We start from the raw sequence: 25,861 nt of genomic DNA on the forward strand, positions 1-25,861 counted from the left end.
AAAGGAGGCAATGAATGCTCACCGCAGTGAAGATCACCACCGAGCTCCCGACGGCTCAAGGCAGAGCACTACTGAGCCGCGCAGCGGCACTGGCGCAGGCGCTCGTGGAGATCCTCGTACACGACAAGCCGGTACCCTTCAACATCGGGTTCGTGCTTGGCGTCGTACCGGATGGCCAGGACCGCTTCTACCAGCACAGTGGCGATCGCTCCCTCGAGTCCCTGGTGGAGTTGCTGGAGCAGGCGGGAGCGACGGCGATCGTGATCGTCAGCGCAAGCTACATCACGGTTGGACCGCGCGGAGGCGATACCAAAAGTGATCAGCCGTACTTGTGCCTCCATCTGGCTGAGGCTGACGGAATCCACGCCGTCGACTACGTAGCCATCGTCGCTCGCAAGGAGGGATTCACCGTGGGTGAAACCATCACGGTCAATGCGGCCAACACGGTCGGCCTCCCGTACCGGGCACCACGGTTGAGTCGGCCGACGGAAGAAGCCGTACGGCGGCATCGCTTGCACTAAATTTCGGTGATGCAGCCGACCCGTAAACCACACGACGGCCGTCAAACAGAGAGGGGAACGAGGATGTCCGACTCCATGGGGCATTACGCCGCTGCCGCCCGACAGGACGGCATCGACATTTTGCGCATGGTCGATGAAGACGTGGGCCTCCCGCGCGCCAGGAAATCGTGGCAGTCCTACTCTGTCGACCTGATCTTGGAACTGGAGACGGTCTGGTGCGGGCCCATTGCTGCTTTCCTGAAACTCACGCCGTCTCGTCGCCCTGGGTATCTACGCAAACAGCCAGTGTTTGTGGACGACGACCAGCGGACGGCCTTCCTGGTACTTTGCGCCTTGACGGCACTACGTGCGGCGGCATTCTTGGATCTGCGTGATCGCTACAGCCACGCGCTCCATCCTGGCGGTGCCTATCGGAAGGTGACCGCCGACGTCGCGGAAATGCTGACGAAGGTGGATGATCTGTTCGACACTTCGTGGCCGACTGAACGACTGTGGGGTACCGGGCTAGAGGATGGATCTGATGATGAGTCGGAGTGACGCTGCTGTTCGTGGTGATTTGAATGGAGGTCAATTTCTGTCATGACGCTCAGATTCAACTTCTGGTGTCCGCCTGGCAACGATGCGCGCGGTCGCATCTACATCCAAGGACTACCTTGCGCGGCGAAGGTCTGGTTGCAGCGCGGGCGTAACGACAGGCTACAGGTCGCTTCCGACGACATGAGCGAAGTGCCTGACGATGTCATGGAGGTCATCCTGAAGGATCTGTTTGAGTCGGGCCTGCTGTCCGGGTCAGACAAGGATCCGTCGTTCGATGCGATCGCAATTGCGGCGCGTAGCGCGGCAAAAGGTCGTCCGAATCCCGGGAGGCCGGCATCCGGGTCGTTCCCTGTGCGTCCCGCAGAGGCCGCCGCGTCTCACGGTCTCGACATCACCTCGATCGCGAATATTACGCAGCCGATCCACATTCAGGTCGACCATCGCGAGCCGCCACAGATCGTCGAACTTCTGAGGCATGCCCCCAACACGACCGTGGAGGTCTGCGCGCTGGAGCTTGGCGACTACCTCATCGACGGCAGGATTCTGGTCGAGCGCAAATCCGTGGCCGACTTTGAGGCCAGCGTAATCGATGAGGACAAGCGACTGTTCAACCAGTCCGAACGCATGAAGCACCAGCCCGAGATGTTGGTTGTTCTAATCCTTGAGGGCGACGTATTTGGCCGCCGGCAGCGCATGTCCGTGGCGCAGACGTCCGGCGCAATTTCATTCCTGGGGATGATCCAAGGCATGAACGTGATCAACTCGTTGGACTCGACCCACACCGCGTATCTCCTCGTGAAGATGGGGCAGCATGCCGGCAGCGGACTCGGCTACGAGCTAGGCTTGCGGTCAAGGAAGCCGAAGGCGCTGCTGTCGGCTCGCAGCTACGTGTTGGAGGGCGTGCCGGGTGTCTCGGCCGGACTGGCGAAGGCACTGCTGGCGCATTTCGGATCGATCGCCGCCATTTCCGCTTCTTCGGTCGATGACCTGATGGCTGTTCCGGGGATCGGACAGAAGCGCGCTGCGCAGATCCAGGAAGTCTTGGCCGGCACAAAGGCGTAGCGCTGGTGTGCGGCGCGGCTGTGGACGGAGCCCTGTGCCGTTGACTGATTTGGTGGCACCATCGGCGCGAAGCGCACGCAACAGAGGATGCAGATATGGCGGATGAAATGACGGTCGATGTCAAAGGCCTCACGAAGGCCCTTGTGGTCGCCGACGGATTGTTCAAACGGACTGGGCGGACTGGGACGTTCCGCTCACGCGCAAAAATCGCTGCGCTCTTATACGGCCCCATCGTCGCTGGTGAGGACATCAACACGATGATGCGCGAGATCCTCAGCGAGGAGGAAGACGCCGCCGAGCCAGCTGGGTCTTGGTGGGCCTTCTGGCACCGGCGGAAGCGGGCAGCAAACGCGTAGGTCGGCCCGGGGGTACTTTGAATCGGATGTGCGCCTACCGAGCTTGCTCGCTGCGGGGTGTCAACGCGATACTTCTGATGTCCATCTGGGATTCACTGAATGACGATCGCTGAAGTATGTGTTCTTGTGTCCTGCTTGCTTCCCTTCGCGTGCGCTGTCCTGGCCAAGTCGAAGGGGTTCGGTAGACCACGTCACGACGGTGGATTTGATAACGACAATCCTCGGCAGTGGTTGGCTGGTCTGTCGGGTTGGCATGCTCGGGCGCATGCGGCCCAACAGAATAGTTTCGAGGCGTTACCCATCTTTATCGCCGGCGTGCTCATCGCCGAGCGTCTGGGTGCTGCGCAGGTGCATGTTGATGGTCTGGCGCTGCTTTTTGTTGCAGCACGGATCGGATTCATCGGAACCTATCTTGCCAACTGGGCGACCGTGCGTTCCCTCGTGTGGCTGGTTGGACTCGGTGCTGCGGTCGCACTGTACTTTGCATAAAGTTACACCGCCGCAGCACGGCGCCGTCTGCAGATGCAAGCGGTCGATCGTAACGGGCCATAGACACATACCCGGAAAATAGCTCGCTAACCGCCGTTTTTCGGTTCCTAGGTGCACCCATCGGTCGCCTATAGTGAACACGAGCGACGGACGCCGATGTCCCCAGCATGGAATGAACAGGGACCAATCATGCACATCACCGCGTCGGCACAGGGGCCGCAACTCGGGACGACGGAAGCACCACAGTCGGAGCCGGAAAGCCCAGCACAACTGGCCTTGGCTGCCGCAGAGCGTGCCAAAGACGCGGCGGCACGCGCCGTACGTGCTACTGCAGAAGCTGCAGAGGCCGAAAGCATCGCGCGCGAGGCTGCTGAGCTCGCGACAACGACGAAGGTCACCGTGTTGGTCGGAGAGGCTGCGAGCCTGTTGCGCGACCTGGACACCGCCTACCAATCGATTCTGGACCAGCTTGAGCAGCAGACGACGGGCGTCGTGAGCATCAACTCCAATCTGCAGAAGGTGCTTAACGCCGGCACGGACACCCCTGTCATCAACTACCAGCCCGACCGTGCGCTGTCTCCACAGGACGTTTTCCGTGACCTTGCTGAGGTGCTGGTGAGGCGCGAGCGACCGCGACTGGATCCACGAGGCGTGCGCAAGGACGTCCGTTATGACGACCTGCTCCGGTGGTCGGACGAGCCGGTGCGAGGCACACAGAGTGCGACTGAGTTTGCACTGTCCCGTATCTCGCGTGCACGAGCCCGGTCGCTGCATGACTTCTACGAACGGTTCGTGGTGCGCATCTCACCCGAGTCGTTACCCGACCGCGCCTCCGAGTACGTTTCCCAGGAGCTGTTGGGCTCCTTCGCCGTCCCAGTTCCGCCGAGCCTGATCGTTCCCAATTGCGTGGACAGCTTCGGTACCGCCGTTTTCATCCGACTCACGCGACAGCAGGGCGAAAAGCCCTATTACCTCACCCACGAGCAGTTCGTCCGCGTGGAGCAAGCCTTCCTGGCGCTCGCGACCGCATGCGTCATGGCTGGCAACGAGCAGGCAGCCGCGGCGATCACCGAAGCCGGTAATGAGCTGGTGCGGCGGTTGCGTGAAAATCATCGTCAGTATCGACACGCCGACGAGCAGCACGGGGGACTACACCTTCGTGTCGTGCTCTGGCGTGACAAGGTGGCGTTTCACCTTTCGAACGCGGTGATGGATGTCCTGCGTTCGCTGATGCTGGCCAGCTCCAAGGGGCTGCAGTTCGTCGCTGTCCGTGGGTGATGGCACCGTCAACGGCCGCGGCGGAATGCGGCCGCCGGCACCTCGGGACCCGAGAGACAACCCGAAGGACGATGACCTGCTTGGCCTCAAGGACGGGCGTACCGTGCTGGTCACCGACGTCAGCCGGGATCACGTGCGCGTCATCGCAGAAAGTGGCACCGGTGGCGGGACAGCCAGACGGAAGCGGCTCTCCCTCAGCGGCTTCCGGACGTTGGTCAGGAATGCGCTGATCGTGCGCCGAGGAACGCGTGAATAATCACCGTTAGGACCCCCTTCGGGTTGGGTGGAAGATCGTGATAAGTGCTCGCAGGGATGCTCATGTCACCTTTACCCAAAGTCCGCCCCATGTCCGATGCTGACGTGAGGATTCCACCGCATTCGATCGAAGCGGAACAAGCCGTTCTTGGCGGCCTGATGCTCGACCCGCACGGCCTCGAGCGCATTGCAGACCGACTCTTCGAACAGGACTTCTACCGTCGCGATCACCGGCTGATCTACCGGGCGATTCGTGGACTTGCCGATAGCGGCAAGCCGTTCGATGCGGTCACCCTAGGCGATTGGTTCGTCAGCTCGGGGCAGATGATCTCCCCGGAGCTGCAGGGCTACATCATCGAGCTGGCCAACATTACGCCCAGCGCGGCGAACATCATGGCCTACGCCGGCATCGTCAGGGATCGCTCAGTCAAGCGCCAGCTCCTGCAGGCGGGCACCTCCATTGCGGACGAGGCACTCGATCCAGCCGGTCCTGACAGCCACGCCCTGTTGGAGAATGCCGAGCAGCGCGTGTTCCGCATTGCGACCACGTCGGCACAGGGACAGAAGGACGTGGTGCCCGTGGCGCATGCGGTCAAGGATGCGTTCGCGGTCCTGTCGAAGCGCTACATGAACCAGGGCCAGTTGACGGGTGTGTCGACTGGGTTTCCCGAACTCGACAGGCTGCTGGCGGGCCTGCAGCCTGCCGACCTGATCGTGGTAGCGGCCAGGCCGTCGATCGGCAAGACGGCGTTCGCCCTGAACATCGCCGAAGCTGCGGCCATAGGGGCCAAGAAGGCCACGCTGGTCTTCTCGATGGAGATGTCGCACAGCCAACTGGCAATGCGACTGATCTCTTCCATTGGGCGGGTCAACCAGCAGCACCTCCGAACGGGTGAAATTGCCGAGGAAGAGTGGCCGCGAATCACCAACGCGATTGCCATGCTGACCGCGAACAGCCATTTGTTCATCGATGATACGCCGGCTCTGGCACCCTCAGAGCTGCGATCCCGCGCACGGCGTATCCATCGCGAGCAAGAGCATGGGCTTGGATTGATCGTGGTCGACTATCTGCAACTCATGCAGGTGACAGGCACGAAGGAAAACCGGGCAACGGAAGTCGCGGAGATCTCGCGCAGCCTGAAGGCCCTCGCGAAGGAACTCGATGTGCCGGTAATCGCTCTGTCGCAGCTCAACCGCTCGCTCGAGCAGCGTGCTGACAAGCGGCCTGTGATGGCGGATCTGCGCGAATCCGGCTCCATCGAGCAGGATGCCGACGTCATCATGTTCATCTACCGCGACGAGTACTACAACAAGGACAGCCCGGACAAAGGCAAGGCCGAGATCATTATCGGCAAGCAACGAAACGGCCCAACAGACACGGTGAAGCTGAACTTCCTCGGTCAGTACACCCGGTTCGAGTCGGTGGCGGATGCCAGCTTCCCGATGGACTGATTGCCAGCCCTCGGTACGTGGCGCTGCCTGATTCGCTGGATCGCTTGGCCAGTACCGGCACCATGCCGCATCGCGACAGCCATGGGATTGAGCCGGCAGATGGTGCAGAGCTTGGTCGCTTGGGCCACGAGGTGCACACGTCCGCATGACGGGCATTCACGGAGGAGATCGTCCTCGAGTACCGCACCCTGGCAGTCCTCAAGCGGTAGTGGCGGCCGGGTGAATGTGCGGGACCTGAAGGCGATCCTTGGCGGCACGGCAAAAATCGGCTCGCATGGATCCCAGGACTGGAGGGCGTCGAAGCCAAAAGGCATGACTCCTTGGGCAACCGATGTCCGTGCGATGCAGATCTCCACCTTCTCTCCCCATGTGGCGTCACTGGCCGATGCGGCCGGCCCACCCTCGGCGCTCGGCAGGGCCGGCAGCTTGGTGGTTGGCGATCCGTCGCCGATACACGTCCCGTGCTGTTCCATAACTCTGATCTTCCCTGGTGACTGTTTCCATCCAGCACGGCATCACCGTGGCAGACGCTGGTGAATCCGCTACCGCGGATCCCGAACTGCACCTCGACCCGAATATGCGCACGGTTAGAGGTGCCTCGAACCATCACGGGAAGCACGATAAGCGCAGAGTTAGGGAAAGAGAATTGGGAAATCTACGAGATTGCGAACATTGGGCTCAGAATTTTTCCTAGCCTGCCACGTCACTGCCGGACGGGATCGCCATGGGCCGTGGCCAGCTTCAGTGGCGAAACAGGTCAGTTGTCGCAGTGAAGGTGGGCAGAGGCGGTCTAGGCGTTCCGATCGTCTGACGCAAAAGGCCGGAGTCGTGGTGGGGCTCCGGTGAGCCTGGCCTTCCAACAATGATCGGAAACGGACGGACGGGGTTGTCACGTGTTGCAGCTATGGGTCAGTAGTCGAGTCCCCGGCCCCCACCCCAGAGTCAGAGAATGATGCAGCCAGACGAGGCTATCGGCGAAGGGAGTATCACGTTGCCAGCGATGGAGGTGAACTTAACCAACTGCTCTTCGCAGAGGTTGTCGGCCACTCGGAAAATGACGGCACCACCAGCGAGTTTTGCGGTGATATCCAATTCGGCGTCCGGCCTCGAAGTGTCGTTTACTTGTACGATTCCGGCGAAACCCGTGTTCTCACGCAGTCGGGCGATCAGTGTGCCGCCATCACCTGCGCCATAAGTAAGCCCCGTATTATTCCTCTTAGCCTCCGTGGACGTACTTTCCCACCGAAGCGAAAGCATTCCCACGACGTACATTGCCGTCGCGCCTTGGGCGATTTTTCCGTATTCAGCAATGTCTGCGTCGGTGGAGAAAGACATCGACGCTAAGTGCAACCCCGCCAGCCCTTCCTTGACGACGCATGTGACCGTGATGCAAGACGAGACCGCAGGATAGAAGATCTCCAACTTGTCGACCCCGTACCACTCCTGCCCCTGAGTCTTGATCCCGTTCGAGTTGAGTTTCTTCATGACGCTCTCCTTTCAGAAATGGCGGGTGACCCCGAAGCCCTTGGCGGGTCGACATCAACAAATTTACTGAACTCCTAAGGGCCGGTGCCGGGCTATTTTCACTTCGGCCGCTTACGTGAGCCAAATTGATCAGGCACCAGCCAAAGGACATGCGTGGATGTGAAGGAGTGGCTAGTCACGAGGCATCTTGGCGCTGCTCGGGGGCGGTGATCGATGGGCGCGTAGCGCTGAGCGCAGAACCACGCCTACGGCGGCGAATCGTCATCCAGCTCGCAAATGAGGCCATTGGCATACAGGTACGGCATGAGCTCGCTGCCGTCGCGCAGGTCGAGTTTCTTCAGGCCGTTGTATTTATGGGTCGTCACGGTGGAGTAACTCCGGCCCGTGCTGGCGATAATGTCGGACGCTTTGTCGCCCCGGCAGAACGCCAGGAGAATCCCGCGTTCGCTGTCCGTAAGGGAGGCCCAGGGGTGCACCTTGAGGGCCTTCATATCTATGCGCGCGTCGATGTGCGGTCGTTCAAGACTCGCTGCGACAACGGCATCCACGAGCTCGGTGGCCGGGCTGCTCTTGGATACGTAGGCCATTGCACCGGCGCTCATGACCGCCCTGACCAGAAACGCGCTCTCGTCGGCGGAATACACCACCACGCGCGCCTGGGGGTCGGTCTCAAGAACCGCGCGAACCAACGCCGCTCGCTTGAGCTCGCCAGGCATAACGAGGTCCAGCACGATAATCCGGGGCAGGGAGCTCGGAGTCGCGCACAGGTCGAGGAGCGCGCGGCTGCAGAGCGCCGTTTCGAATTTGTCACTCTCCGTGCCCAACCAGCTCTCGCAGATCTGGCACACAGCTAGTGACACCGACGGATGATCGTCGGCCACAACGAACGCGAACTGACCGCGGAGCTGGCGGGGCACTATGGTGTCCATTCCAGCTCCTGCCGCCGATTCCAGGCGGACATGTTGCGTTGCGTTGTGGGCGCGATACTCATGTGGATGACAACATCATCCTCCTTGTTGCATTGTTGTCTCGACCTGACCGGACCAATTGACTGGTCAGGCCTTGTTGAGCGACTTGAGAGCGTCCTTTCTGGCATCCCAGGCCGATCGCTTGGCATGCCAGCCCAGATCGCGCGTGGCCTTGGCACAGGTGGCCGTGGACGTCGTATCCAGCATCGCGATCAGAGTGAGCAGGTCCTTCTGCATGAACAGCCGACCGAGTTTTGCAAAGGCTCGAACGACGCCGAATCGCACTCGGCGGATCTTGCGGCCTTCCTCCTGACCCTTGCGGATGTAGTCGCCGCCTAATGCGATGATGTCCGGAGCCGCGAGGTTGTACAGCCCACTCACGTTTTGCTGCAGGCCGGCGATGACGGCATCGACGACGTCGTCCTCGTGGACAACCTGCTGCTTGGGCTGCTTGGAACCGAAGTCGAGCCACACTGGGAGCAGGAAAATTTCACGTAGGAACTTCCGCGCCTTTGCGCCGACGATCAGGTGCGCGCGGAACTGGATGGCATCAGGCAGGTTCTGCTGGATGTACTTCTCGACAGCCAGCTTGTGCTGCGCGTAGGGGAACCAGGTCGGGGGTGCTGGCACCAAGGTCTCAGCCATGTTCTCCCCGCTCCCGTAGACCGAGATACTGCTCATGTTGATGAACTTGCGCACGCCGGCGGCTCGCGCGGCGTTGACCACTTTCGCGCTTCCATCCACGTTGACGCTACGCATTTCCGCTTCGGAGCGCTTCTCTTGGGCGACGACGAACGCGAGGTGAATCACGGCATCGTGGCCCTGCATGACGATCGGGAGCTGGTCGTCGCGGATGTCTAGCTGCGTGTTCTTGAATTTGTCGTGAGTAAAGGTGCCTGGCACCACGTCGACGCCAGTGACCGACTCCACGAAGGACTGTTCGCACAGGACAGGGAGAAGCGCCGAGGCAAGACAGCCAGAGGAACCGGTGACAAGAATTTTCATAGATGACTCATCATGGAGTGGATAGGACGTCGACTTGCTGATCGTTCCGCGTAGGACGCAGCCGCTCGACTGTTGCAAGGAGCGTAGTGGGGTGCAAAGGCTTCTGAAGCGCGCCGTCAAGGAGACTTGTTTCGAGGGCTTGCGTGAAGACAGACGGTCTGCTGCCCATTTTGTCGGCACTGATCGCGATCAGCCGCATAGCTGGCTGGCGTTCCCGGATCGCTGAGGCCAACTCAATACCGTTCATGCCGGGCATCCGGTAATCGAGGACGCATATGTCGTAGCGATTGCCGGCATCGATTGCAGCAAGTGCCTCGACGCCTGACGCCGCCGAGTGAACTACGTAGCCCGCTTCGCGGAGCACGCCGGACCAGGCATTGCGACTTTGGAATTCGTCGTCAACGAACAACACCGTCGCCGATTGGGTCACTGCCGACTGTGCCGATGAAGGCGAACTCACGACGGACGGTACGACCGAGCGCTCGGCAATGGTCACTGGTGCGTGTAGGCGGAAGGTGGACCCAGCGCCGGAGCTCGTAAGGTCGACCCTCCCGCCGATCCTTTCAATGGTGTCTTTTACAATGGCGAGGCCAAGGCCAAGTCCGTCGACGGTCGCGGGGACGGAGCCGCGGTGGAACCGGTTGAAGATGAGCTGCTGCTGGTCTGCTGGTATTCCAACACCGTCATCAGAAACGTCGAACACGAGCCCGCCCGGTTCCTCGGCCACTGAGAGCGTCACACGCGACCCGGCAGAATGCTTCGCCGCGTTGTTAGCGAGATTCATCAGGCAAATCGAGAGCGAGTGATAGGGACCATGAACGGTGCCAAGCATGCCGCCGCGGGCAAATTCGATATGGATGCCGCGACTTTCTGCCAAAGGCTTGACGATGGTCGCTACCTGTTTCAGTAGATCCGCAGGAATGAAGGATTCGTCGGGCTCGTCGTAGCTGAGATCCTCGGCGGCCGATCGACCAATGATGGCGCGGATCTGGCGGGTCAACTGGTAGGCGTTGATGCGAATGCCGTCGACGGATGGTGGGGTGAGCTGGCAGTAACCGATGATGGAGCTCACCGGCGTCAGCAGGTCATGGGACACGTCGGAAATGAATCGCGTTTTGGTCCGATTGGCTTCGTCGAGGAGCTTGTTGGCAGCGTCCAATCGCTCAAGAAGTTTGATCATTTCCGTCATTGGCCGCATCAGCGCCAGCGGAATGATGATCAGGGTGAACAAAAGCGTGAGGAACACACCGAGGTTCTGCCAGTTCGTCACGAGAGCGGAGACGATGAAGGTAACGCTGGTGAGGAGCATGCCGAGCTTGAGGTAGAGCGGGCTGCGGTAGCGCAGGCCATAGCCGATTGATACCCAGAGCAAGACTGCGAACATGCCCATCATGCCGCTGCCGAAGCCGATCATCACCAACCCAATGATCGAGCAGTCGTAGATGAGGGCACCAATGTGACGGAGACGGTCACGACCAACTCTGCGCCACGCCATGCCCAGCCAAAACAGGGTCGCGAGGAAGGCTAGGACCGTAATGTCACGCAGATATGTGGTGTCGTACTGCGAGAAGCAGTAGGCCATGCACGAGACAAGTATGACGACGCGAAGATAGGCTTGGGCCAGCTCGCGCCGATCCTCGTTGATGCAGACCTTGCCTTCCAGTTGGCTTAATATATTCATCCCTGGCTCTTCGCGTTGGTCGGTGTTTACCGGAGCGTGATCGTCAATTTAATTCGAGCGAACGACTCATGTGGGTCTTGGTCATTGACGATGCAGTATCCAACACCATCTTCATCACCGAAGCGCTCAAAATGCTCGACCACCGTGCGGTCGTGTCACACGACCCTTTGGCGGCGCTCCTGCTGCTTGACCAGATGGCGTTCGATTGCATACTTGTTGACTTCCACATGCCGAGTATCAATGGGGCAACCTTCTTGACGTCACTGCAAGCCAAGCTGGCCACCTCAAACTCGATGATTCCCGTCTTCGTGATGACTGCGGACAGATCACCTGACCTGGTAACCCAAGTCACCAACCTGGGTGCCCTCACGGTATTGCACAAACCCGTCGGCATCAGCGTCCTTGGAGCCGCGCTGAATAGCCTTTGACGTTGGTTTGCGCCGACCGCTCCCCGCACTCGACAGGCGGATAATACCGCAATCCGGGGAATACTCCGTACGGCGCCGTACCCTGTAGGCGGTGGCTCACTCGTACGAACGGGCCTGGTTTCGCCGCAGATGGTTGTTAAGTCCAGTGGAGACAGAGGCTCTCGCTATGTTCGACCAAGACAATCTCGCGGTCGAGGTAGGCTCTCAACTCGCCATCATGGCGCAGGTGAACCGGGTGGCATGCATCCGATACGCGAACGCGCTGCTAGCGGAGTTGGAAGGAGCTCTGATCGCCGGTACGAAAGACGCCGTCACGGGTTCCCCGGTGGCCGCTTTCGAGCAGATCCACGCGCTGAAGAACCTGGTAATCCCGACGGGCTCTCAGCCTCTTCTTTCCGCGTGCACCGCACTCCACGCCCGCGCTGCCTGGTCGCGGCACCGAGTCGAGGTCGCTGCCGACTTTACGGCAATCGCCGAGGCTACCCTGAATCTGGTACAAGCGTTTCGACGAGAATTGGACGGCGGCACCTAAGGTTGAACAAGTACGGGCCAACCGTTCACCAATGGCTCGGGTCCACGATAGGTCAGGACGCGTCGAGCTCGAGCGCGCGGCGCGCGTGCTGATACTTGGCGGACAGCCGCGTGGCTATGTGTTCAGGTAGAAGTGCAAGGCGATCGGGGTCGGCATTGTCATCGAGGTCGGCACGCTTGACGGCCAAGGCTACGGGTGAGGTTCTGATCCGGTCGTAGTACGTCTCCGTAGGTGTGGAGCGCGTGCGAGTGAGTAGCCTAACGGCGTCGACGATGGCAACTGGAAACGTGTTGACTTCCGAGGCGTACGCCGGGCAATCCTCGAGGACGTCATGAAGCCACGCGACAGCTTCGGCTCGGTAGTTGCCGGCGACGGCCGCGGCGACACGGGCCACATGATCCGTGTATGGCCTCCCAGCCTTGTCAACCTGGTGAGCATGAGCTTTCAACGCGAGGGCCTTGGCTCTGGAGACCGTGTTGGCGTCGATGATGTTCACCATGGGAGATTCTGCCGGAAGTCCGTAAGGAGTGTAGTGCGGCTACACAGCGACCAAATAACCGTTCAGCCTTGGCGGGTGTCCGCGGCCCTGCGGAGGACGCGGCGTTCGGCGTCGGAGATTGGCATGGGACGATCAGGACGTGGCTGGGTACCGACAGCTTTCCGTGCTCGACGAAGCCACTGCAGGCACTGGGCGGGCGTCATCGCTGAGTCGTGGATCGTGACGGACCGGGCACCGAGCCATGAGAGCACATATACGGCATCAGCGGGAGCTATCTCCCGTCGAAGTTGGCGTTCGACCCGTATGGCTTCGTTCAAGCAGCGGCGCTGCTTCATGGTGGCCGCACGCCGAAGTGCCGCTTGGGGATTCGCAGCCCCCATGAGTGCCGCCGGAGCGCTGACTGGATCGACAAGCGACGCGTAGCCTCGATTCGTGCAGGTCAGCGAATCGTCCGTCCGTGTACGCACCTTTCGATCCTTCATGGTCGAGTCTCTTGAATTCTGATACCCACCCATCTCACGGTTCGAGACAGACGTTCACCCTTCGGGATATCAAGCCTGTTCTATAGGTCACAACGTGGGTGGTGGTCAGCCGCGTAGACGAAACCAATATCATGCCAACTTCGCGTTACCATCAAGCTGTCGCTTGGCCACAGGAAATCTGATCATGTGCTTTTCCGCGTGCGAATGGGCCGACTACCGCCACTTCGTCAGAACCTTCGGTGCGATCATGTCCATCGGAGAATACGTGCGGCTTTTCAGCGATCGCGCACGTGGTGCAAAGATCAAGATTCCAAAGGCGATGACGGACGCCTTCGCCAATCCGAAGTCAGATCAGGAACGACAGGCGAAAGCTTTCATCGCCGAGTTCGATGTCGCACAGGCAGGCCTGCTGGAGCAGGAACTATTCAAGCAAAAAAAGCGCCTGGCAGATGCCGAGCGGGTGTTGGTTGGTCCGAAGCCCACGAAGAAGGCGACGGAGGACCGGCGCATCGCAAATCAGAAGATCCCAGATATCCAGGGGAAGCTGGCTGATCTTCATCGGACGGAACCGCAGGCCCGTGACTCTCGAATTTTCCCCGACAGTTACGCTTCGGTGATGCTCGTGCGGGAGGGGAAAAGGGTCGTGATGCCCATGCGCTATCACTGCCGTCCAGAAGGGATGCCCGCGTCAATCGACAGAACGAAGGATGGCCGGGTCTCCGGCACGTACAACGCGCGCCGGGACAATCTGGAGCGCTTCTGGAGAAACCAGTTTGGGCATACGCATGCTGTGATGGTCGTGAACCGGTTCTATGAAAATGTGGCTCGCCACACCATGGAACATCGCGATCTCGCCCCAGGCGAACGGGAAGAGAACGTCGTGCTTGAGTTCAATCCTGAGCCGGCACAGGACATGATCATTGCCTGTCTCTACTCGCATTGGACGTCGGCAACTGAGGATCTATGGTCATTCGCGGCCATCACGGACGAGCCACCACCGGAGGTCGCCGCCGCTGGCCATGACCGGTGCATCATTCAGATCAAGCCGGAGCACGTCGACGCCTGGCTCAATCCGGATTCCGCCAATACCTCCGCGCTGCAGGCCATCCTGGATGATCGTCCGCTCGCGTTTTATGAGCATCGGCTCGCGGCGTAATCCTCATGTTGAAGGATCTGCTTTTCGCGTCGGACGCGTTCCAGAAAGCAATGGAGCGCCAGTTGGATCAAGCTCCCCCTCTGCAGTTGGAGGAACCTCGCCACCGATCGGCTGCTGTGGCAGCCATGCTATCAATCGAGCACGGCTCGGCTGCCCGAGGATGCTTTGCAGTGGACTGTCCCCACTCTGGAACTTCCCTTATCAGGCTTCAGTTCGAAGCGTTGGTGCGCGGAGCATGGGCGCTCTACGCCGCGCCTGACGAGGCCATCCAACTGATGAGTGGGCCGCTGACCATGGAATCGGATGTCGCTGCTCGAAAGCTGCCTGGTGCAACGGTGATGCTAAAGGAACTCATGGAAAAGGCACCTCACGGCTTGTCCGAACCGCTTCGACAGTTCCACGCCGCGTTCTGGCATGGCCTAAATTCCTACGTGCACGCAGGCATCCATCCCCTACACCGCAGCGGCAACGGCTATCCCGTTGCATTGGCTGGTCAGCAGTTGCGAGGGAGCAACGCAATTCTCCACTTCGGCTATCGCCAGTTGGCGGCACTTTCTGGCTCGCAAGCGATCATGCAGCGCATCACCGAACTGTGGATGGAGTACGCGCCCTGCTTGCCGGTCGAGGTCTCTACGGCTAATTGAGGTACGGCCGGGATTCTGGAAATTTTCGCAGGAATGCAGCTAAGTAACTGTATTAAGCCTAGTAATAGCAGTTTCTGCGGAGCTGGTGGCTTACGCTGAACAACTCCCGGACGCTGAAGCTCGGCATTGAAAATGCCTCTTCGTCACTGTCCCTTGGAGTCCACACGTTTCTTCCGCTGGGCAGGTTTGCGCGTTTCGCCGGTGCTTTTCTTTGTACCTGAGGCCTTGGCAGCCAGCAATTGCAAAGCCAGTTCCATTCCATCGATTTGCCCCCGGTTCGATAGCACCTGCCGCGTCAACGTCTGCCGTTCGGTCGTGAGGGTTTCGATCTGTGTGCGCTGCTGTTCGAGCTTTTGAAGCTGTTCGCGGTATCGCAAACGTAATTCGGTAAGCTCCGTTTGCTGCTCCTCATGTCGCCGCTGAGCCTTGGCCAGCGCCCTTTCAGCATGACGCTGCCCTTCGCGTGCTTCATCGATCTGCCGGAGCATATGGTCCTGCGCCGCTTCCAGTCGCTGGGTGGTGGTACCGAGTTCGGTCTGAAAGGCCAGGTCACGCTCGGCAAGACGAGCCTGAAATTCGGTGGATTGCTTCTCCTGGGCGGCGATTGCTGCTTCTTGTTGACGCATGGATTCGGTACGTAGACTGGCGATTTCCTGCTGCAACCCGCGGATCTGGCCAAGCGCATCGTTTTTTGTTGCACTCTCACTGACCAGCCGCTGCTGCAGTTCGGCCAACTGCTCGCCGAGCTGCGCCACCTGCTGCACTCGCTGCTGTCCGTCGGCCATCGCCGCATCGCGCGAGGCCGTGGCTACGTCGCGTTCTACTTGGATCGAGCTCAGCTCGGCTTCCATTGCCTCACGCTGTTCGGTAAAGGCCCGCTCCCCTTGTTCCACGGCGGCGACCCACAGCGAGCGCATGGCGTCGGCCACTGCCGGTGGCAAGTCGGCACTGAGCGCGTCGACTTTCGTTCGCTCGTCTTTCCACAGTTTCAACTCATCGTTGATGGTGGTTCGACTGCCCTGCTGGATGACGGCATAGATCTGGTCAACGGTGATTTCGTGCGGCCGTTTCGCGCCAGCAACGAGCTGGGCGGCGGCTTCACGGGTACGTTGACGGGTATCGCTGACACGGCTCATGGGTAGTTCCAGTCGCTCAGAGGGTCGATTTTGAAGAATATGAACTGTGTATATCACAGTATTACGTTATATACATAACGATTCATCCATGAAATTTACGATAACTCCTATAATCGAAAGTCTTTTGGCAGTACGCTGCTTCTCCCGTGGTGCCGGACATCGGAAAGCATGACTGAGCCTGCAGCGAGCCTTTTAGCCTTGCCCCAAGCGTTGCCGCCCGCTCTGTCGGGATGCGCCGGCACTAACCGCGCCCCGGCCAGCGTGGCGCGGCAGATCGCCGCCAACGACGACGTAGCCGCGATTGGCTTGTGGCTGGCGGAATATCATGACTCGCCGCATACCTTCCGCAGCTACCGCAAGGAGGCCGAGCGATTGCTGCTTTGGGCCACGCAAGTGCGTGGCAAACCCGTGTCGAGCCTCACCCGCGAAGATGTGATCGCCTACGAGGCATTTCTTGCCCATCCCCCTGCAGCTTGGTGCGACGCCGATCTCGCCCGTCGGGGCGAGCATCGACGACTACTCGTCGGACCATTGGCCGAGCGTAGTCGGCGCCAGGCCTTGGGCATTCTGGCGGGCTTGTTCAACTACCTCGTGCGCGCCGGCTATCTCGCCGGCAGCCCGTTTGTGTTGCAGCGACGGCGGGCACGTCGCGGAACACGACGCACGATCGAACGCTACCTGGACCGTGCCCTCTGGGAAGAGGTATTACACGTCGTCGACGGTTGGCCACAGACAACCGCGCGGGAACGGCAACGCTACGAACGCGCTCGCTGGATCCTGCGCTTCCTCTATGAAACCGCGCTGCGGGCCGCCGAAGCCGCAGCCGCCGGCGAAGGCGACTTTCAACATATCCGTGGCCGGTGGTGGTTGCATACCGTGGGCAAAGGCGACGTCGAAGGCACGATACCCCTGAGCGAGGGTCTCATGGAGGACTTCGCACGCTATCGGCGTTTCCACGGACTGCCTGCATTGCCTTCGGGCGACGGCAATATCCCGGCCATTCTGGGCATCGCCGGACGTCCGTCCCTGCTGACGCCCACGGCGATCTACCAGATCGTCAAGGACACCTTCCGGCGCGTGGCAGAGACGCTGCAACGACAGGATGAGGCCAAGGCCACACGTGTGCGCCGTGCATCGACGCATTGGCTACGGCATACGGCCGCTACGCATCAGGCCGAGGACGGCACGCCCATCCATCACATCCAGCAGAACCTGCGTCACAGCTCCATTGGCACCACATCGATCTACCTTCATGCCGAAGAGGATGCACGACATGCCAGCACCACGAAAACACGCGACGAGCCATCGGTGTCCTACGGAGACGTGTCATGACTGACCCCGACGATCGTTTTGGTATGCCGGAGAGCGCGTTCAAGGCGGCCCGGGAAAGCCATGGCTTGGATAGCCCGGTTTTTCGGGCGGGAATGTACGTACCCACCCGCCATGAGGTGGCCACATTGCCGGCCACTCAGCTCTCATCGATCGTGATCGACTGGATGTGGGAAAGTCCATCAGAGTTGATTCCAGACAACGCGCAGATCGGGGCGCTGCGGGAAATACTATTGGCCCGTTCTGACGTCGATCTACCCGAAGTACAGCAGTTGATCGCCGAGTGCGATGACTACTTGAAGGCGTAGCTCTACGTCGTCGGGTTTGCCCGGTGGCACAGACCTCATTCTAGTGAGGCGCGCCGCCGTCTGGGCGAGACGGATACCTTTTTAACGGCGGCCTTTTTCGGCGAGCGCGAGGCCTTGACGACGATGCACGATTCACCGCTGGCACTGCAGCAGTTTTCTGTCAAGAACCCGACCAGTCCATTCATGGCATCGATGATCGGTGCGTAGTAGACGAAACGCCCTGTCTGCCGGCTGGTTACCAGGCCCCGCGGATTCAACTACGAAGTGCACCACGGTTGAAGGAGATATCGAAAACGTGTTGTGGCGTACGGAAGTCTAAACGTTTCCTTGGCCGTTGGTTGATCTTGTCTTCAATCGCTTGAATGTCGGCGTCGGAGTAATTGCTCAAGTCACATCTCTTGGGCAGGTACTGCCGTATCAAGCCGTTGGTGTTCTCATTGGTGCCGCGCTGCCAGGAGGAGTACGGTTCGGCGAAATAGCTCCGAGCGGTCAGGGCGATGTCGACCAAGGCGTGCTCGGCGAACTCGCTACCGTTGTCCCAGGTCAGGGTATGCACGCGAGCTCGCAGGGGATGCAAGGCATGGATGATGGCGCGCATGACCGTGTCGGCCTCGCCGTTGGGCACGAGCCGCATGCGCAGCAGGCCGGACTTGCGATCGACCAGCGTCACGACCCGCGCCAGCCCTTTGCCGACGATGGTGTCGCCTTCCCAGTCACCCACCCGTTTGCGAGTCTCCACGATGGCCGGCCGCTCGGCGATGCGCCGCCCCCGAAAACGTTGACGCTGCCGCGGTGTGCCACAGCGATGGTGGCGGCGCCGTTGCTTGCGGCAGCGCAGATGCCGCCACAGCTCGCCACCGCGTTGGCGGTCGGCGGCGATGTGCTGATAGATGCGCTCGTGGCTGATGGATGCCTCGCTGGCGATCTGTACGGGGCTCCATTGCTCCGTCGTCAGCCGTGCTTCCACGGCAGCCCACTGCTCCGGCCCGATCCGAGCTTGCGTGCTCGCTGCATGTCGACGCTTCGCGCTCTGCCGTTGTGCGCTCCGCGCGTGATACTTGGCGGCGTCGCCCCGGTTGCGTCGAAGCTCCCGGCTGATCGTCGTTGCCGCGCGTTTCAACTCCGCGCTGATTTCGCGAGCCGAAAAACCGCCCCTACGCAGGTGCTGAATCTGATAGCGTTCGTCTTGGCTCAGGTGTGTGTAGCTCATGTGCAGTTCCACTTGGCGGTGAAGCTGTGCAGGCTACCGCACCTGCGCCGCTCCACGGCTTTGGGTGGTGCACTTCAGAATTGAACTCGCCCCCGCGTGCAAGAGTTCCTTCAAGTGGAACGACAGCGTGGCATTGGGAATGTCGAGTCGCTCGCCAATCGTGCCCACGGGCAGACCTTCCGGTCCTTGCGCTACCAACAGGCGAAAGATCGCCAGGCGCGACTCTTGCGCGAGCGCCGACAGCATCTTGACGGTCTGTGAGGTTTGCATGGTCGAGCATCTAGCAGCGAAGGTACGTGTCGATAGTGTAGCGAACTGGCCATCCGGCGCTACCCGAACCGACCGGTCACATAGTCGTGGGTCGCTTTCTTGTCCGGTGCCGTGAATATCTTCTCGGTCGGCCCCTGTTCGATCAGCTCACCGCGGTACATGAAGACCGTGCGCTGCGCCACACGCGCGGCCTGATGCAGATTGTGGGTCACAATAATGATCGTGTAGTCGGTGCGAAGTTCGTCGATCAGCTCTTCAATCTTCGTGGTGGCGATCGGATCCAGCGCCGAGGTGGGTTCATCCATCAACAGGATTTCCGGTTCGATCGCGATGGCCCGTGCGATACACAGCCGTTGCTGTTGGCCTCCGGAGAGTGCCAGCGCGCTCTTGCGCAGGTTGTCCTTCACCTCATCCCAGAGGGCGGCTCGGCGTAGCGCCAGCTCCACGCGCTCATCCAGCTCGCCGCGCGACAGCACTTCGTGGTGGTTCAGGGCCAGCGCAAGGTTGTCGTACACCGACATGGTGAAGGGGATGGGCGCCTGGAACACCATGCCGACTTTCAGACGCAAAGCCGATAGATCGTAGCTAGGCGCAAGAATGTTCTCGCCATCGAGCTCCACCTCACCTGCCGCACGTTGACCGGGATAGAGGCTGTAGACCCGGTTGAGGACGCGCAACAAGGTCGACTTGCCACAGCCGGACGGGCCGATGATCGCGGTAGCCTTGCCGGGCATGAAATCCACGCTGACCTTGTTCAAGGCCTGCTGCGCGCCATAGAAGAAGTCCAGATTGCGGACGCGCAGGTGTGGCTCGATGCTGTCGACCATCAGGGTCATCTCGCTCTTGACGTTCATGAGCGCAGTTTTTTGCTGCGATTCAACAAGGCCCTGGAACTCACTGCCAGCACCAGCACGAACATGGTCATGACGAAGGCACCAGCCCACGCGTAGGCGTGCCACTGGTCGTAGGGGCTCATGGCGTACTGGAAAATGACCACCGGCACGTTGGCCATCGGGCCGTTCGGGCTGGCATTCCAGTACTGGTTATTCAGCGCCGTGAAAAGGAGGGGCGCGGTTTCGCCACTGATCCGCGCCAGTCCCAGAAGAACACCGGTGAGGATGCCTGTGCTGGCCGCGCGTTGCAGTACACGGACCGAGACCTTCCATTTGGGAAGCCCCAGCGACAATGCCGCCTCGCGCATGCCGCCGGGCACGAGCTGCAGCATTTCATCCGTCGTGCGCACGACGACCGGCAACAGAATGATCGCCAGCGCCAACCCACCGGCCCAGCCGGAGAAATGCCCCATCGGCCGGACGACGAGCTCATAGACGAACAAACCGATGACGATGGAAGGCGCACTGAGCAGGATGTCATTGGTGAAACGAATCACCTGACCCATGCGACTACGCCGCTGGAACTCGGCCAGGTATGTACCGGCCAGCACGCCGATGGGGGTGCCGATGATCAGGCCGATCATCGTCATCAACAGGCTGCCATAAAAGGCATTGAGCAGACCGCCGGACTCGCCCGGCGCCGGCGTCATCTGGGTAAAGAGCTTCAGATCCAGCGCACTCGCGCCCTCGAAGAGGGTCGTGCCCATGATCCAGATCAGCCAGCCCAGACCAAACAGAGTGGCCGCCGTCGACGCCACCATGACGAGCGCATTCATGAGTTGGCGACGTCTATAGAGCGAGTTCATAGCCAGCGCCTCATGTCATCGCTCCTTCGCGACGCGTCGCATGCAACAGCAGGCGAGCCAGTGCGAGGATCACGAACGTCAGGACAAAGAGAATGAAGCCCAGCGCGATCAGTGATGACAGGTAGATGTCGGAATCGGCTTCGGTGAACTCGTTGGCGATGGCCGCTGCGATGGAGTTGCCCGGCTGCATCAGCGACAGGCTGAACTCGTGCGCATTGCCCAGCACGAAGGTCACCGCCATGGTTTCGCCCAGGGCGCGTCCAAGGCCGAGAAAGATGGCACCAATGGTCGCGGTGCGGCTATTGGGCAGCACGATGTCCTTGATCACTTCCCAGCGGGTGGCACCGAGCGCGAAAGCGGACTCCTTCAGCACCGTCGGCGTGGCCAGGAACACGTCCCGCATCACTGCGGTAATGAACGGGATGATCATGATGCCGAGAATGATACCGGCGGTGAGCATGCCGATGCCGATCGGCGCACCGTCGAACAAGCGACCGATGCCCGGCAGCGTGCCGAGGTGATCGATCATCCAAGGCTGGATGTGTTCGGCCATGAAAGGCACGAAAACGAACAGGCCCCACATGCCATAAATAATGCTGGGAATGGCCGCGAGCAGCTCGATGGCCGCGCCGACCGGACCGCGCAACCATGGCGGGGCGATTTCAGTGAGGAAGATCGAGATTCCCAGGGCGACCGGGACAGCGATCACAATGGCGATGGTGGCTGTGACGATCGTGCCCCAGATGGGCACCAGCGCCGAAAACTTGTGGGCGACCGCATCCCATTCGGTACTGGTGAAGAACGACCAGCCGAACGTATGGAAGGCCAAGCGCCCGCCCCATGCCATCGACAAGGCAGCAGCGGCCAGCGTGAAGAACACCAGATAGGCAGCGCCACCGGTGAGGCCGAGAAACAGCCGATCGGCGATGCGATCACTGATGCGTCGTTGACGACGGCGCGGCGCGCGTCGCGGTCGGCCAGATGGACCGGGCATCAATGGTATCGAAGGTATCAAATCGTCTGCCATCACCGACCACCTCGCACTGGGAAAAGGTGCCGCCCATCCAGGAGGCCCGGATGGGCGGCGTGGTAGCGCGGTGACGGAGCTACCAGGCACGATCACCGCACAGCCATTACTTGAAGTTCTTGGCCCAGTAGGCTTCGATCTGCTTGACCAGATCCGGGGGCAGCGGCACGTAATCCAGCGCGTTGGCCTGCGGCTGACCGTGTTCCAGCGACCACTTGAAGAAGGCGCGGACGGCGGCACTGCGCTCGGCATTCTTCGGCTGCTTGTACATGATGATGAAGGTGGTGGCCGTCACTGGATAGGCATCCGGGCCGGGGGCATCCGTCATGACCAGATCAAAGTCATTCGCATGAACCCAATCGGCGGTGGCCGCTGCGGCCTGGAAGCTCTCCGCGTTCGGCGCGACAAACTTTCCGGCCCGATTCTTGACCAGGCCGTAGCTCATCTTGTTCTGCATCACGTAGGCGTATTCGACATAGCCGATCGCGTTGGGAACCTGCTTGACGTAAGCGGCCACACCTTCATTGCCCTTGCCGCCCAAGCCGGTGGGCCACGCCACCGACGTGCCTTCACCCACCTTGGTTTTCCACTCCGGGCTTACCTTGGACAGGTAGTTGACCCAGTTGAACGTAGTGCCCGAACCGTCCGAACGATGCACGACCGTGATCTTCGCATCGGGCAGCTTCAGCCCCGGATTGAGCGCGGTAATCTCCGGGTCGTTCCACTTGGTGACCTTGCCCAGGAAGATGTTGGCCAGAAGGGGGCCGGTGAATTTCAGCGCGCCCGGTTGGATCCCGTTGATGTGCACGACGGGCACCACACCGCCGATCACCGAAGGGAACTGACCCATGCCAAGCGACGCAAGATCATCGACCTTCATCGGCATGTCGCTGGCACCGAAGTCCACCGTGCCGGCCTTGATCTGCGCGATGCCGCCACCGGAGCCGATCGACTGGTAGTTCACCTGCACACCGGTCTGCTGGTTGTAGGCCGACGACCACTTGGAGAGGATGGGATAGACGAACGTCGAGCCAGCGCCGGTGACTTCGGTGGCCGCTTGGGCGACGGTGCACAACGCGAAGCTGACGGCCAGGCCAAGTAGAGCGCGGCGTGCCAAGGTAGTGACGTGGAGCATGGTGGGGTTCTCCCTGTGGGTAATCTTTTATCTATATTTCTATAGACGTGTGATTATCGAAATGTAGGCGCAGAAGATGACGCTTGTATGACAGCAAGTCAGGGAAGCGAGGGGCGTGTGGCGGCCCCTCGCGGCCTCAGGCTCGCGCTTCGTACCACCCGCGCGAACGATTGACGATGCGCACCACGGAAAGCATGACCGGCACTTCAATCAGGACGCCCACCACGGTGGCCAACGCTGCGCCCGAATGCACGCCGAATAGCCCGACGGCCGTGGCGACGGCCAGTTCGAAGAAATTGCTTGCACCGATCAGCGCCGAAGGACCGGCCACGCAATGGGGCACACCGAACCGACGGTTCAGCAAGTAGGCTAGGCCGGAGTTGAAATACACCTGGATCAGGATCGGCATGGCCAGCATGGCGATGATCGCAGGCTGTTCGAGGATCTGCTGGCCCTGAAAGCCAAACAACAGCACCAGGGTCGCCAGGAGAGCCACCAAGGATACGGGCCCTAATCGATGCAGCATGGCCTGCAGCTTGTCAGGGCCGCCGTGCGAAAGCATCCACCGGCGCAGCGCCACGCTGATCGCCACTGGTACCACGATGTAGAGCAGCACCGACAGGAACAGGGTGTTCCAGGGCACGGTGATCGAGGAGATGCCCAGCAGCAACGCCACAATCGGTGCGAAGGCGACCACCATGATCGCGTCGTTCAGGGCCACCTGACTCAGTGTGAAGTTTGGCTCGCCGTTGCACAGGTTGCTCCATACAAAGACCATGGCCGTGCACGGTGCCGCGGCCAGCAGGATCAGGCCGGCGATGTAGGAGTCGAGCTGGTCAGCTGGCAGGTAGCCGGCGAACACATGCCGGATGAAAATCCAGCCCAGCAGCGCCATCGAGAACGGTTTGACCGCCCAGTTGATGAAGAGCGTCACGCCAATCCCTTTCCACTGGCGGCGTACCCCGGCCATGGCGCCGAAATCGATCTTCAGCAGCATCGGGATAATCATCAGCCAGATCAGTACGGCCACCGGCAGGTTCACCTGGGCGACGGACATGCTGCCCAGTGCCTCGAACGAACCCGGCAGCAGATGTCCCAGCAAGGTGCCCACCACGATGCAGAGCAGCACCCAGACGGTGAGATACCGCTCAAAGAACCCGATGCGCGCTGGCACCGGCTGGTCGGCGGCTACCGTGTCGACATTCAACTGCGTCATGCGTCGTCCTCGTCATCATCAGAAATCGTGCCGATATGGTCGAGCGCCTGCTTCAGCGCGTCTTGCGACATTGTCTCAACCGGTAGATTCATAAGAGCCATCAGCCGATAAATGATCAGCGTATGCGCCCGCCGGAACGCTGCATCGATCACGATCGCATTGCCTTTGACGGCGGCCGGATCGGGCAGACCCCAGTGTGCACGTACAAAATTACCGAACAGGACGGGGCAAGGCTCCTTGTCCGCACTGTCGCAAACGGTGATCACGATATCGAGCGGCGGTGCATCGTCGCCGACAAAGCGATCCCAAGATTTGCTCGACAGGTTTTCAACCGATATCCCTTCGCTGGCCAACAATTCCAGCGCATAGGGATTGACCTGTCCGGTCGGCTTGCTGCCGGCGCTATAGGCCTCGAAACGACCTTTGCCCAGATGATTGAGGGTGGCTTCCGACAGGATGCTGCGTGCGGAATTGCCGGTGCATATGAATAAAACGCGGCACGGATACATGACGATGCTCTCGGGTGAAGAAGGAAGTGGTCAGACGGGTTTCATGGGCTGGCATCGCTCCGGATGCCCATCGCAACAATGCTGGGTGAGGTAGTCGACCAAACCCTGCATGGCGGAGAAGTTGGCGCGGTAGCGGATGTAACGTCCTTCGGAAAAGGATTCGGCAAGACCGGCATGCACCAGGCCCTTCAGATGAAATGACAGGGTGGAGCCGCTCAAGCCCGCGTGTTCGCTGATCTCACCGACCACAGCGCCGTCTGGACCGCAGGTCACGAGGTAGCGGAAGATGCCAAGACGGCTGTCCTGAGCAAGCCCGGCAAGGGAGCGAATGGCGGTGTTGGTTTCCATATTTCTATGATGATAGAATAATAGAATCAAAGCAACCGGGACGTACGAACGATGACCCTGCAGGATCTGCCCCACATTGCAGCGGATGTGCTGGAAACGCCGAGCTTGGCCAAACTGGCATTGCCGGCGGACTCCCGCCATGCGCCGCGCATCCTGATCCTGTATGGCTCGCTGCGACCCCAGTCGTTCAGTCGCAAGCTGGCGTTGGAGGCCGAGCGCATCCTGCGGCAGTTCGGCGCCGAAACGCGGGTGTTCGATCCGCACGAGCTCCCCATTTTGGACAGCGTGCCCAACGCGCATCCCAAAGTGCAGGAGCTGCGTGCGCTGTCCTTATGGTCGGAGGGCCAGGTCTGGGTCAGTCCGGAGCGACACGGGGCGGTGACGGGCGTGTTCAAGAATCAGATCGACTGGCTGCCCCTGGAAGACGGCAGTGTGCGCCCGACGCAGGGACGTACCCTGGCGGTGATGCAGGTCAGTGGCGGGTCGCAGTCCTTCAATGTCGTGAACGCACTGCGCGTACTCGGCCGCTGGATGCGCATGGTGGTCATCCCGAACCAGTCGTCAGTCGCCAAAGCCTGGCAGGAGTTCGACGACGCCGGCCGCATGAAGCCCTCGCCGTTCTACGATCGCGTCGTGGACGTGATGGAAGAGCTGTTCAAGTTCACGCTGATGGTGCGCGATCGCAGCGACTACCTGGTCGACCGCTACAGCGAGCGCAAGGGTGCGGCCGAGGCGCACGCCTTGTTGGTGGCCGCCGGCGCAATCGAAGTGCCTGCGCCGGCTCCGGTGGTGGTGGAATCGGCCAAGACCCGTTGCTGCGCCAGTGGAGGGTGCTGACGATGAG

Annotated in this window: 28 protein-coding genes and 1 pseudogene; 14 read left to right on the forward strand and 15 right to left on the reverse strand. The window is 60.7% G+C overall.

What is annotated here, in order from left to right; all coding sequences use genetic code 11:
• Positions 1–14: 14 nt before the first annotated feature.
• From IMW82_RS13860 to dnaB, 7 genes are all read left to right on the forward strand, one after another.
• Positions 15–521, forward strand: a complete 507-nt coding sequence (locus tag IMW82_RS13860) for a hypothetical protein (protein ID WP_211004942.1) — start codon at positions 15–17, stop codon at positions 519–521.
• 63 nt (positions 522–584) lie between these two features.
• The gene (locus tag IMW82_RS13865; RefSeq protein WP_211004943.1) at positions 585–1,058 is read left to right on the forward strand and encodes a hypothetical protein; all 474 of its coding nucleotides are present in this window, start codon (positions 585–587) and stop codon (positions 1,056–1,058) included.
• Positions 1,059–1,100: 42 nt separating this feature from the next.
• Positions 1,101–2,120: an ERCC4 domain-containing protein gene (locus IMW82_RS13870; protein ID WP_211004944.1), complete on the forward strand. Its 1,020-nt coding sequence runs from the start codon at positions 1,101–1,103 to the stop codon at positions 2,118–2,120.
• A 95-nt stretch (positions 2,121–2,215) separates the two neighbouring features.
• On the forward strand, positions 2,216–2,476 hold the full coding sequence (locus tag IMW82_RS13875) for a hypothetical protein (protein WP_211004945.1): 261 nt from the start codon (positions 2,216–2,218) through the stop codon (positions 2,474–2,476).
• A 99-nt stretch (positions 2,477–2,575) separates the two neighbouring features.
• Positions 2,576–2,965: an MAPEG family protein gene (locus IMW82_RS13880; RefSeq protein ID WP_211004946.1), complete on the forward strand. Its 390-nt coding sequence runs from the start codon at positions 2,576–2,578 to the stop codon at positions 2,963–2,965.
• Positions 2,966–3,154: 189 nt separating this feature from the next.
• A complete protein-coding gene (locus IMW82_RS13885; RefSeq protein ID WP_211004947.1) occupies positions 3,155–4,243 on the forward strand; it encodes a hypothetical protein in 1,089 nt (362 codons plus the stop codon).
• A 318-nt stretch (positions 4,244–4,561) separates the two neighbouring features.
• Positions 4,562–5,950: a replicative DNA helicase gene (dnaB, locus tag IMW82_RS13890; RefSeq protein WP_211004948.1), complete on the forward strand. Its 1,389-nt coding sequence runs from the start codon at positions 4,562–4,564 to the stop codon at positions 5,948–5,950.
• A 942-nt stretch (positions 5,951–6,892) separates the two neighbouring features.
• Here dnaB and IMW82_RS13895 read toward each other — a convergent pair.
• The 4 genes from IMW82_RS13895 to IMW82_RS13910 all read right to left on the reverse strand — a co-directional run bounded on the left by IMW82_RS13895 (position 6,893) and on the right by IMW82_RS13910 (position 11,089).
• Positions 6,893–7,435 (reverse strand): hypothetical protein, encoded by a 543-nt coding sequence (locus IMW82_RS13895; protein ID WP_211004949.1) that lies wholly within the window; start codon positions 7,433–7,435, stop codon positions 6,893–6,895.
• 245 nt (positions 7,436–7,680) lie between these two features.
• Positions 7,681–8,364 carry a response regulator transcription factor gene (locus IMW82_RS13900; RefSeq protein ID WP_211004950.1) on the reverse strand — a complete coding sequence of 228 codons (684 nt, stop codon included), beginning with the start codon at positions 8,362–8,364 and terminating at the stop codon, positions 7,681–7,683.
• 126 nt (positions 8,365–8,490) lie between these two features.
• Positions 8,491–9,408, reverse strand: a complete 918-nt coding sequence (locus IMW82_RS13905) for an NAD-dependent epimerase/dehydratase family protein (RefSeq protein WP_211004951.1) — start codon at positions 9,406–9,408, stop codon at positions 8,491–8,493.
• Positions 9,409–9,418: 10 nt separating this feature from the next.
• On the reverse strand, positions 9,419–11,089 hold the full coding sequence (locus IMW82_RS13910; protein WP_244754330.1) for an ATP-binding protein: 1,671 nt from the start codon (positions 11,087–11,089) through the stop codon (positions 9,419–9,421).
• Between the two features lie 68 nt (positions 11,090–11,157).
• Between IMW82_RS13910 and IMW82_RS13915 the strand changes: the two genes are divergently transcribed.
• The gene (locus IMW82_RS13915; RefSeq protein ID WP_211004952.1) at positions 11,158–11,517 is read left to right on the forward strand and encodes a response regulator; all 360 of its coding nucleotides are present in this window, start codon (positions 11,158–11,160) and stop codon (positions 11,515–11,517) included.
• Between the two features lie 166 nt (positions 11,518–11,683).
• A complete protein-coding gene (locus tag IMW82_RS13920) occupies positions 11,684–12,049 on the forward strand; it encodes a hypothetical protein (RefSeq protein WP_211004953.1) in 366 nt (121 codons plus the stop codon).
• A gap of 52 nt (positions 12,050–12,101) precedes the next feature.
• On the opposite strand, the gene IMW82_RS13925 is transcribed toward IMW82_RS13920, so the two are convergent.
• Positions 12,102–12,548, reverse strand: coding sequence for a phosphohydrolase (locus tag IMW82_RS13925; protein ID WP_211004954.1), 447 nt, complete (start codon positions 12,546–12,548; stop codon positions 12,102–12,104).
• A 666-nt stretch (positions 12,549–13,214) separates the two neighbouring features.
• Here IMW82_RS13925 and IMW82_RS13930 point away from each other — a divergent pair.
• Both IMW82_RS13930 and IMW82_RS13935 read left to right on the forward strand, forming a co-directional pair.
• Positions 13,215–14,186: an SOS response-associated peptidase family protein gene (locus tag IMW82_RS13930; RefSeq protein WP_211004955.1), complete on the forward strand. Its 972-nt coding sequence runs from the start codon at positions 13,215–13,217 to the stop codon at positions 14,184–14,186.
• A gap of 5 nt (positions 14,187–14,191) precedes the next feature.
• Positions 14,192–14,830, forward strand: coding sequence for a hypothetical protein (locus IMW82_RS13935; RefSeq protein WP_211004956.1), 639 nt, complete (start codon positions 14,192–14,194; stop codon positions 14,828–14,830).
• Positions 14,831–14,973: 143 nt separating this feature from the next.
• Here IMW82_RS13935 and IMW82_RS13940 read toward each other — a convergent pair whose 3' ends face one another.
• Positions 14,974–15,966, reverse strand: a complete 993-nt coding sequence (locus IMW82_RS13940; protein WP_211004957.1) for a DNA-binding protein — start codon at positions 15,964–15,966, stop codon at positions 14,974–14,976.
• A gap of 168 nt (positions 15,967–16,134) precedes the next feature.
• Here IMW82_RS13940 and IMW82_RS13945 point away from each other — a divergent pair, with 168 nt between their 5' ends.
• A complete protein-coding gene (locus IMW82_RS13945; RefSeq protein WP_211004958.1) occupies positions 16,135–17,298 on the forward strand; it encodes a site-specific integrase in 1,164 nt (387 codons plus the stop codon).
• Positions 17,295–17,603 (forward strand): hypothetical protein, encoded by a 309-nt coding sequence (locus IMW82_RS13950; protein ID WP_211004959.1) that lies wholly within the window; start codon positions 17,295–17,297, stop codon positions 17,601–17,603. Before IMW82_RS13945 ends, IMW82_RS13950 begins: the two co-directional genes overlap by 4 nt.
• 253 nt (positions 17,604–17,856) lie before the next feature.
• Here IMW82_RS13950 and IMW82_RS13955 read toward each other — a convergent pair whose 3' ends face one another.
• From IMW82_RS13955 to IMW82_RS13995, 9 genes and pseudogenes are all read right to left on the reverse strand, one after another.
• Positions 17,857–18,813, reverse strand: coding sequence for an IS30 family transposase (locus tag IMW82_RS13955; protein WP_211004960.1), 957 nt, complete (start codon positions 18,811–18,813; stop codon positions 17,857–17,859).
• Positions 18,814–18,903: 90 nt separating this feature from the next.
• Positions 18,904–19,083 (reverse strand): annotated as a pseudogene (locus tag IMW82_RS13960) (helix-turn-helix domain-containing protein); the annotation flags it as partial.
• Between the two features lie 59 nt (positions 19,084–19,142).
• On the reverse strand, positions 19,143–19,937 hold the full coding sequence (gene pstB / locus IMW82_RS13965; protein WP_211004962.1) for a phosphate ABC transporter ATP-binding protein PstB: 795 nt from the start codon (positions 19,935–19,937) through the stop codon (positions 19,143–19,145).
• Positions 19,934–20,782: a phosphate ABC transporter permease PstA gene (gene pstA, locus IMW82_RS13970; protein ID WP_211004963.1), complete on the reverse strand. Its 849-nt coding sequence runs from the start codon at positions 20,780–20,782 to the stop codon at positions 19,934–19,936. Before pstA ends, pstB begins: the two co-directional genes overlap by 4 nt.
• 10 nt (positions 20,783–20,792) lie before the next feature.
• Positions 20,793–21,809, reverse strand: coding sequence for a phosphate ABC transporter permease subunit PstC (pstC, locus tag IMW82_RS13975; RefSeq protein ID WP_345777135.1), 1,017 nt, complete (start codon positions 21,807–21,809; stop codon positions 20,793–20,795).
• A 106-nt stretch (positions 21,810–21,915) separates the two neighbouring features.
• Positions 21,916–22,944 carry a phosphate ABC transporter substrate-binding protein PstS gene (pstS, locus tag IMW82_RS13980; RefSeq protein ID WP_211004964.1) on the reverse strand — a complete coding sequence of 343 codons (1,029 nt, stop codon included), beginning with the start codon at positions 22,942–22,944 and terminating at the stop codon, positions 21,916–21,918.
• A 136-nt stretch (positions 22,945–23,080) separates the two neighbouring features.
• Positions 23,081–24,160: an ACR3 family arsenite efflux transporter gene (arsB, locus tag IMW82_RS13985; RefSeq protein ID WP_211004965.1), complete on the reverse strand. Its 1,080-nt coding sequence runs from the start codon at positions 24,158–24,160 to the stop codon at positions 23,081–23,083.
• Positions 24,157–24,669 (reverse strand): arsenate reductase ArsC, encoded by a 513-nt coding sequence (locus tag IMW82_RS13990; protein WP_211004966.1) that lies wholly within the window; start codon positions 24,667–24,669, stop codon positions 24,157–24,159. The genes arsB and IMW82_RS13990 overlap by 4 nt, the downstream gene beginning before the upstream one ends.
• A 30-nt stretch (positions 24,670–24,699) precedes the next feature.
• Positions 24,700–25,017: a helix-turn-helix transcriptional regulator gene (locus tag IMW82_RS13995; RefSeq protein WP_211004967.1), complete on the reverse strand. Its 318-nt coding sequence runs from the start codon at positions 25,015–25,017 to the stop codon at positions 24,700–24,702.
• 51 nt (positions 25,018–25,068) lie between these two features.
• On the opposite strand from IMW82_RS13995, the gene arsH reads away from it, so the two are divergent.
• Complete coding sequence (gene arsH, locus IMW82_RS14000; protein WP_211004968.1) at positions 25,069–25,854, forward strand: arsenical resistance protein ArsH; 786 nt, start codon at positions 25,069–25,071, stop codon at positions 25,852–25,854.
• The last annotated feature ends 7 nt before the right edge of the window (positions 25,855–25,861 follow it).

This window comes from Rhodanobacter sp. B2A1Ga4 (assembly GCF_018101315.1).
In the GTDB taxonomy this organism is placed as follows: domain Bacteria; phylum Pseudomonadota; class Gammaproteobacteria; order Xanthomonadales; family Rhodanobacteraceae; genus Rhodanobacter; species Rhodanobacter thiooxydans_A.

Excerpts from the sequence above, each read along its gene's own strand:
- IMW82_RS13880 (WP_211004946.1), top strand. The coding sequence starts at position 2,576 with ATGACGATCGCTGAAGTATGTGTTCTTGTGTCCTGCTTGCTTCCCTTC.
- pstA (WP_211004963.1), bottom strand. The coding sequence starts at position 20,782 with ATGAACTCGCTCTATAGACGTCGCCAACTCATGAATGCGCTCGTCATG.
- IMW82_RS13860 (WP_211004942.1), top strand. The coding sequence starts at position 15 with ATGCTCACCGCAGTGAAGATCACCACCGAGCTCCCGACGGCTCAAGGC.
- IMW82_RS13875 (WP_211004945.1), top strand. The coding sequence starts at position 2,216 with ATGGCGGATGAAATGACGGTCGATGTCAAAGGCCTCACGAAGGCCCTT.
- IMW82_RS13950 (WP_211004959.1), top strand. The coding sequence starts at position 17,295 with ATGACTGACCCCGACGATCGTTTTGGTATGCCGGAGAGCGCGTTCAAG.
- IMW82_RS13940 (WP_211004957.1), bottom strand. The coding sequence starts at position 15,966 with ATGAGCCGTGTCAGCGATACCCGTCAACGTACCCGTGAAGCCGCCGCC.
- IMW82_RS13885 (WP_211004947.1), top strand. The coding sequence starts at position 3,155 with ATGCACATCACCGCGTCGGCACAGGGGCCGCAACTCGGGACGACGGAA.
- IMW82_RS13995 (WP_211004967.1), bottom strand. The coding sequence starts at position 25,017 with ATGGAAACCAACACCGCCATTCGCTCCCTTGCCGGGCTTGCTCAGGAC.
- IMW82_RS13955 (WP_211004960.1), bottom strand. The coding sequence starts at position 18,813 with ATGAGCTACACACACCTGAGCCAAGACGAACGCTATCAGATTCAGCAC.
- IMW82_RS13870 (WP_211004944.1), top strand. The coding sequence starts at position 1,101 with ATGACGCTCAGATTCAACTTCTGGTGTCCGCCTGGCAACGATGCGCGC.
- IMW82_RS13945 (WP_211004958.1), top strand. The coding sequence starts at position 16,135 with ATGACTGAGCCTGCAGCGAGCCTTTTAGCCTTGCCCCAAGCGTTGCCG.
- IMW82_RS13930 (WP_211004955.1), top strand. The coding sequence starts at position 13,215 with ATGTGCTTTTCCGCGTGCGAATGGGCCGACTACCGCCACTTCGTCAGA.
- IMW82_RS13910 (WP_244754330.1), bottom strand. The coding sequence starts at position 11,089 with ATGAATATATTAAGCCAACTGGAAGGCAAGGTCTGCATCAACGAGGAT.
- IMW82_RS13900 (WP_211004950.1), bottom strand. The coding sequence starts at position 8,364 with ATGGACACCATAGTGCCCCGCCAGCTCCGCGGTCAGTTCGCGTTCGTT.
- pstS (WP_211004964.1), bottom strand. The coding sequence starts at position 22,944 with ATGCTCCACGTCACTACCTTGGCACGCCGCGCTCTACTTGGCCTGGCC.
- IMW82_RS13990 (WP_211004966.1), bottom strand. The coding sequence starts at position 24,669 with ATGTATCCGTGCCGCGTTTTATTCATATGCACCGGCAATTCCGCACGC.
- arsB (WP_211004965.1), bottom strand. The coding sequence starts at position 24,160 with ATGACGCAGTTGAATGTCGACACGGTAGCCGCCGACCAGCCGGTGCCA.
- IMW82_RS13925 (WP_211004954.1), bottom strand. The coding sequence starts at position 12,548 with ATGGTGAACATCATCGACGCCAACACGGTCTCCAGAGCCAAGGCCCTC.
- IMW82_RS13865 (WP_211004943.1), top strand. The coding sequence starts at position 585 with ATGTCCGACTCCATGGGGCATTACGCCGCTGCCGCCCGACAGGACGGC.
- IMW82_RS13905 (WP_211004951.1), bottom strand. The coding sequence starts at position 9,408 with ATGAAAATTCTTGTCACCGGTTCCTCTGGCTGTCTTGCCTCGGCGCTT.
- IMW82_RS13920 (WP_211004953.1), top strand. The coding sequence starts at position 11,684 with ATGTTCGACCAAGACAATCTCGCGGTCGAGGTAGGCTCTCAACTCGCC.
- IMW82_RS13935 (WP_211004956.1), top strand. The coding sequence starts at position 14,192 with ATGTTGAAGGATCTGCTTTTCGCGTCGGACGCGTTCCAGAAAGCAATG.
- pstC (WP_345777135.1), bottom strand. The coding sequence starts at position 21,809 with ATGGCAGACGATTTGATACCTTCGATACCATTGATGCCCGGTCCATCT.
- dnaB (WP_211004948.1), top strand. The coding sequence starts at position 4,562 with ATGTCACCTTTACCCAAAGTCCGCCCCATGTCCGATGCTGACGTGAGG.
- IMW82_RS13915 (WP_211004952.1), top strand. The coding sequence starts at position 11,158 with ATGTGGGTCTTGGTCATTGACGATGCAGTATCCAACACCATCTTCATC.
- IMW82_RS13895 (WP_211004949.1), bottom strand. The coding sequence starts at position 7,435 with ATGAAGAAACTCAACTCGAACGGGATCAAGACTCAGGGGCAGGAGTGG.
- pstB (WP_211004962.1), bottom strand. The coding sequence starts at position 19,937 with ATGAACGTCAAGAGCGAGATGACCCTGATGGTCGACAGCATCGAGCCA.
- arsH (WP_211004968.1), top strand. The coding sequence starts at position 25,069 with ATGACCCTGCAGGATCTGCCCCACATTGCAGCGGATGTGCTGGAAACG.